Here is a 5,149-nt window from a genome sequence, read left to right as displayed (position 1 = left end):
CGGACTTTGTTGGAAGACCTGGGGACAATTTGCTTGAATACAGTGGAATGTACGATTAGGGAGGGAAGTTATCGTTTTTCTAAGATAACTCGACCGACTCAACTGCAACAAAAAGCGTTAGATTTATTGGGAGTTTCCCTGATTTGTACCCAGTAACGGGGCGGCGGAAATTCTTTTAATCCCTTCTACAGCACAGCTTATGGCTTTTTGTCAACGGGGAAGTCCAGTTTTAACAATCTTGGACAATCTTAAAGTTAGCTAAAAACTGAGGAATATTTCAGCGATTAATGCTAAAAAAAAGGCAAATAGCGCTCGATCTCAACTATGAGCAATAACAAAAGATTAACTAGGTATAAAAAAGGGCGAAAATCCTCCCAGACAAAACCCCACCTTTATGATTATCACTATAATCAACCCGGGACGATGCCGGGGTTAATCACCATCGATGAAAATGCCGTTGCTACCGAGATATTTTTAATTAATTATAATTCTCAACAAGCCACTATAGTTAATAATCTCTTACCTCAAGACTGTCTTAAATATTTATCCGATGATTCCATCTCTTGGGTTGATATCGTCGGTTTGGGTAATGAAGATAAACTGCAAGAGTTGGGGGAAATTTTTCATTTGCATCCCTTAACCCTTGAGGATATAGTCAGTATTCCCCAAAGACCAAAAGTGGAAGAATGCGATAATTATCTTTTAATTATAGTGCCAATGGCCATCCTGATCGATCATCAGGGTTTTTTGTTAGAACAAATCAGTTTAATAGTCGGGAAGAATTATGTTTTAACCGTGCAGGAAGAAGGACAATACGATTCTTTGGAAGGAGTTAGGGAAAGAATCCGTTTAAATAAAGGTTCCATCCGGCAGCAAAAATCGGGTTATTTAGCCTACTCGATTTGGGATGCTATTATTGACGGTTATTTTCCTGTTTTAGAGTCCTACGGAGAAAGAATCGAGGAGTTAGAAAACGAAATTTTAGCTAGTCCCACGGAGCAGACTTTATCAAAAATTTACCAACTACGTCAGGAATTACTCTCCCTGCGACGAGCAATTTGGCCGCAAAGAGACATCCTCAATGCTCTTTTACGCGATGAGTATATTGTCATCGATATAACCATTAAACCCTATCTAAGAGACTGTTATGACCATGTGGTACAAATCCTCGATGTTATCGAAAATTACCGGGAATTTGCCAATGGTTTAATGGATTTTTACCTGTCTTCCGTGAGTAATAAAATGAACGAGATTATGAAAACTTTAACGGTAATCTCGACGATTTTTATCCCGCTCACCTTCATTGTCGGTATTTATGGTATGAACTTTAATACTGATAAATCCCCCTATAATATGCCCGAATTAGAATGGTATTGGGGCTATGTGTTCGTCTGGGTATTGATGCTAACCGTTGCTTTCAGTTTAATCATTTTCTTTTGGCGACGCGGCTGGTTTAAGAACCTATCGACAGTGAAGAAAAGATAAACTGTTAAGCAGATTAGACAGACTGGATTACCTTGCCGGCATCTAGCAAGAGAAAATGGCTATCACAGAGAAATTAATAATTTAGTGTCTGCGGTATTTTTTAACACTTTCAGTTGATGGCTTCTAATTTTGTCCAACCAACTATAGTGCTGGTTGTGACATTGATAGACGATATCGATGTCACCAATCTCTAACTTAACCTGAGCCAAGTAGTTTTCTAGTTCGCTAATTTTCATAACCGATCTCGCTTGCGCTGAAGGACATCAACCCTAAACCAAGAATTATCCCTAAAGGATAGGGGTGACTACAGTTACTATTATAGGCCGATCATAATTCTTAAAAAAGTTCTTATCTAACAAAGTTGGCTAATGTCAGGGTTAGATGATATCGGCGAAGTTTCTTTCTAGTCGTCTAGGGGTCAGCGCCATGACTAGGTAAAAGAGCTTATTTGCCCATAATCGCGCCAAGTCAATTGAGCAAACGGTCGATAAAATTTCCTTATTATCGATTTTAGGCGAGTTACTGAAATTGGCACTAACCGTTAATTATTTTGAGGAGTTTCAGCAATTTTTTGAACAATGGTCTCAATAATTTTCTGGATTAAATGAACCAAACAGAGGAAAAATGAACGAATCATTGAGGATATTTAATCCGCCAGGCTACGATCGAATTATCTTAATCTGTAAAGGGAAGTTGCCAAAAAGGAGACAATTGTGCGACGGGGAAGACATAAAATTTTTATCGGGATGGCTCCGGGGGTCGGGAAAACCTATAAGATGCTGGAGGAGGGGCATAGCCTCAGAAAGCAGGGAACCGACGTGGTGATTGGACTGCTTGAAACCCACGGCAGAAAAGAGACCGCCGAAAAAGCCGAGGGGTTGGAAATCGTACCGAGAAAAATCCTAGAGAAAGAGGGATTCACTCTCTCGGAAATGGATACAGAAGCGATTATCGCCCGCTCGCCGCAGCTGTGTCTGATCGATGAATTAGCCCACACGAATGCACCCAGTTCGGAGCGAGAGAAACGCTTTCAGGACGTGGAGATAATTTTATCCCGGGGAATCGATGTTTACTCGACCGTGAATATCCAGCATATTGAGAGTTTAAACGATCTAGTCGCCCGAATCACTGGGGTGGTGGTGCGGGAGCGAATACCCGATCGAATTTTGGAGGAAGCAGATGAAGTGATCGTGGTAGATGTTACCGCCGAAACCCTAGAGGAAAGATTATTAGCGGGAAAAATCTACGCTCCCGAAAAGATCGAACAATCTTTAAATAATTTCTTTCAACGGCGTAATTTAATCGCCCTCCGGGAACTCGCCCTGCGGGAAGTGGCCGATACGGTGGAAGAAGAAGCGAGTAATTCCACAAAATTTATCGGTCAATCCTGTCCCGTTCACGAACGGGTATTAGTCTGTATTTCCACCTATCCCAACTCTTTACGATTATTACGTCGGGGAGCGCGGATAGCGGGGTATATGAACGCGGAATTTTTCGTGATTTTCGTCGATAAACCTGAGCGCTTTCTCACGAAAGAGGAGGCTTTACATATCGAAACCTGCGAACGTTTATGTCGGGAATTCGAGGGGAAATTCTTACGGGTTAAAAGCTATCAGGTGGCGGCAGCGATCGCTGAAGTGGCCGAACGGGAACGGATCACCCAGATTGTGATCGGGGAGAGCCTTCAATCGCGCTGGAAGAATTTCATCAAAGGTTCTTTCACCCAAAAACTCATGCGCCTGATCTGGCAGAAAAATATTGATCTTCACATCATCGCCACCGATCCAAAAGTATCAATTAAAGACGCGCGAGGCAAGGGGGTGAAAAGGTGACTACCTGACTTGAAAGAGGGTGTGGGGTGTAAGGTGTGGGGTGTGGGGTGTGGGGTGTAGGGTGTAGGGTGTGGGGTGTGGGGTGTAGGGTGTGGGGTGTAGGGTGTAGGGTGTGGGGTGTAGGGTGTAGGGAAGGAAACCTCGGGACTTTCTCCCACTTCCCAATTCATAATTCATAATTCCCAATTCATAATTCATAATTCATAATTCCCAGTTCCCCTCTCAAATCAGCAACGCCCTCTGGGATGATATTCTAGGAGTTAATCTTTAATGCAAATCCGTTGTCACTTAAGGGAGTTAACTCATGCAGGTAAATAATCTCGGCTTTATCGCTAGTATCCTATTCGTCCTAGTCCCCACTGTTTTCCTCTTGATTCTGTTTATCCAAACCAGAGAGGAAACCGAGGGTTAAATTCCTTCCCTATCCCTATTTTTCCTAAAAACCCCGGTGATTTCTTGAAGTCATGCGGGGTTTTTCGCTTCAATTAGGGGAAAATGCTAGTTTCGTCACCTGATCCTAAATCGCCAAAAGTTAAAGTATTTAGGATTTGCTGGATAAGTAGGTAAGGTAAGGGTTTTGTGGCTTTTCTCGCCAAACAGGTGCAAGATTTTGAGAGAATCATGCTTCCAAACCTTGCGTTTTCATCGGCCCGCGTCCTGTAGGGGCGAAGCATTCGGGCAATAACCTATCGGTGAAACCGGAGATTTTCTATCCGAATGCTTCGCCCGTACTTTTTGCCGCAAACCCTATTTAGTATTACAATCGATCGGATTTGGCGGATCTGAGTTTTTGTCCCTTTTGAGTTTCTCGATTTCTCGTTGATTGGCTTCCCGGTCCTCAGCCACCCATAATTGTTTATCAGTATCCCAGTTGGATTCCGTGTATATTGCTTTTTCCCAAAAGCAGGCCGATTTAATTTGTTTTGGATAAAGATCCTCGGCTCCGTTGAGGTTGGCTCCGTTGAGGTTGGCTCGGTTGAGGCTGGCTCCGATGAGCTTGGCTCCCTTGAGGTCGGCTCCGTAGAGGTTGGCTCCGTAGAGGTTGGCTCCGAAGAGGTTGGCTCCGTTGAGGTAGGCTCCGTTGAGGTCGGCTCCGTTGAGGTAGGCTCCGTTGAGGTCGGCTCCGTTGAGGTTGGCTCCGTTGAGGTTAGCTTGGATGAGGTAGGCTCCGATGAGGTTGGCTCCGATGAGGTCGGCTACCCAGAGGTTGGCTACCCAGAGGTTGGCTCCGTTGAGGTAGGCTCCGTTGAGGTTAGCTTCGTTGAGGTTGGCTCCGTTGAGGTAGGCTTTCCTCAAATTTGTCCGACTTAAATCAAGAAATTTAATTTTATTAGGGTCATTTGTTTCAGCCAAATTATCCCCAGCTTGGTCATTCTCAACTTTACGCCGGCCGATTACCGTTAAAGCGGCCTGAACTGGAATACTCACGGAAGGGAGCTTTTCTAGGGCCTTCTGTCTTTCCTCTGGCTCCAGTTGTTGAATATTCGAGGGAATGGGGGAATTTTTACGAATGTAGGAAGTCAGGACTTCCATAATTGTCCATTGATCCTTGGGAGAATCTTTGGCAATTCGCTCTAGGGAATAAATGCCGCCAATTACCACCTCCTCTTTAGGATTACCGATTTGCTCGACAGCTTTCGAGAAGCGCTCGGTAATCAGACGTTCCTGAATCAGTTGCCTTTCCGCTTGAGAATTGGCTCTTCTAGGTTCTGTGTGAGCATGGTATAATAGTAACACAGAACAGGAGGTGGGTTATGTGGATAAATTTTGATCAACTCCTCGATTTACCAAATGTAACAGTGGTCAATTATCAAAAAATTGATGAGACAATT

The 5,149-nt window shown here is 43.8% G+C and carries 5 protein-coding genes and 1 pseudogene; 3 read left to right on the top strand and 3 right to left on the bottom strand.

Going from position 1 to position 5,149, the window contains the following annotated elements:
- The first annotated feature begins 324 nt into the window (after positions 1–324).
- Positions 325–1,485, top strand: coding sequence for a magnesium/cobalt transporter CorA (gene corA, locus IM485_RS20975; RefSeq protein ID WP_287745371.1), 1,161 nt, complete (start codon positions 325–327; stop codon positions 1,483–1,485).
- A gap of 62 nt (positions 1,486–1,547) precedes the next feature.
- Here corA and IM485_RS20970 read toward each other — a convergent pair whose 3' ends face one another.
- Complete coding sequence (locus tag IM485_RS20970; protein WP_002804198.1) at positions 1,548–1,721, bottom strand: hypothetical protein; 174 nt, start codon at positions 1,719–1,721, stop codon at positions 1,548–1,550.
- 477 nt (positions 1,722–2,198) lie between these two features.
- On the opposite strand from IM485_RS20970, the gene IM485_RS20965 reads away from it, so the two are divergent.
- Positions 2,199–3,317, top strand: a complete 1,119-nt coding sequence (locus IM485_RS20965) for a universal stress protein (protein ID WP_287745369.1) — start codon at positions 2,199–2,201, stop codon at positions 3,315–3,317.
- Here IM485_RS20965 and IM485_RS20960 read toward each other — a convergent pair whose 3' ends face one another.
- Positions 3,318–3,515: a hypothetical protein gene (locus tag IM485_RS20960; RefSeq protein ID WP_287745367.1), complete on the bottom strand. Its 198-nt coding sequence runs from the start codon at positions 3,513–3,515 to the stop codon at positions 3,318–3,320.
- Positions 3,516–3,621: 106 nt separating this feature from the next.
- Here IM485_RS20960 and psbM point away from each other — a divergent pair, with 106 nt between their 5' ends.
- Positions 3,622–3,729 (top strand): photosystem II reaction center protein PsbM, encoded by a 108-nt coding sequence (gene psbM / locus IM485_RS20955; RefSeq protein ID WP_002745897.1) that lies wholly within the window; start codon positions 3,622–3,624, stop codon positions 3,727–3,729.
- A gap of 335 nt (positions 3,730–4,064) precedes the next feature.
- Here psbM and IM485_RS20950 read toward each other — a convergent pair.
- Positions 4,065–5,012: pseudogene (locus IM485_RS20950) on the bottom strand (pentapeptide repeat-containing protein); the annotation flags it as partial.
- Positions 5,013–5,149 lie beyond the last annotated feature (137 nt).

The organism is Microcystis sp. M169S2, from assembly GCF_020245865.1.
Classification (GTDB): Bacteria; Cyanobacteriota; Cyanobacteriia; order Cyanobacteriales; family Microcystaceae; genus Microcystis; species Microcystis ichthyoblabe_A.
The sequence above is the reverse complement of the archived record's forward strand: the minus strand, read 5'-3'. Positions and strand labels throughout refer to the sequence as shown.